1 protein-coding gene is annotated in these 381 nt (G+C 71.7%); it reads left to right on the forward strand.

All coding sequences use genetic code 11. The annotated features are described in order from the left end of the window. Window positions 1-12: 12 nt before the first annotated feature. Entirely contained in the window at window positions 13-375 is a 363-nt protein-coding gene (locus tag G3I71_RS50000; RefSeq protein WP_203733305.1) for a UBP-type zinc finger domain-containing protein, read from the forward strand. The last annotated feature ends 6 nt before the right edge of the window (window positions 376-381 follow it).

The following is a 381-nucleotide window of genomic DNA, read 5'->3' on the forward strand; positions in this document are numbered from 1 at the left end:
GGAGGACTCCGTATGACCGGCATCGACGGCATCGAGGGCATCGACCCGAGCGTCCCGCCCACCGGACCCGGCTGCGCCGACTGCGACGAGGCGGGCGGCTGGTGGTTCCACCTGCGGCGCTGCGCCCAGTGCGGCCACGTCGGTTGCTGCGACTCCTCACCGGGGCAACACGCCACCGCGCACTGGAAGTCGAGCGGCCATCCGCTGGTGCAGAGCTTCGAGCCGGGCGAGGAATGGTTCTGGAACTACGCCACCGACGCCATGATCGAGTCGGGTCCGGAGCTGAAGCCGCCGGGCGGCCACCCCTCGGACCAACCCTCGCCGGGACCCGCCGACCGCGTCCCGCAGGACTGGGCGAACCAGTTGCGTCGCTGAGGCGAT

This window comes from Streptomyces sp. SID12501 (assembly GCF_010550245.1).
Taxonomy (GTDB): Bacteria; Actinomycetota; Actinomycetes; order Streptomycetales; family Streptomycetaceae; genus Streptomyces.

Coding starts and splice junctions, on each gene's coding strand:
- G3I71_RS50000 (WP_203733305.1), top strand. CDS start 13: ATGACCGGCATCGACGGCATCGAGGGCATCGACCCGAGCGTCCCGCCC.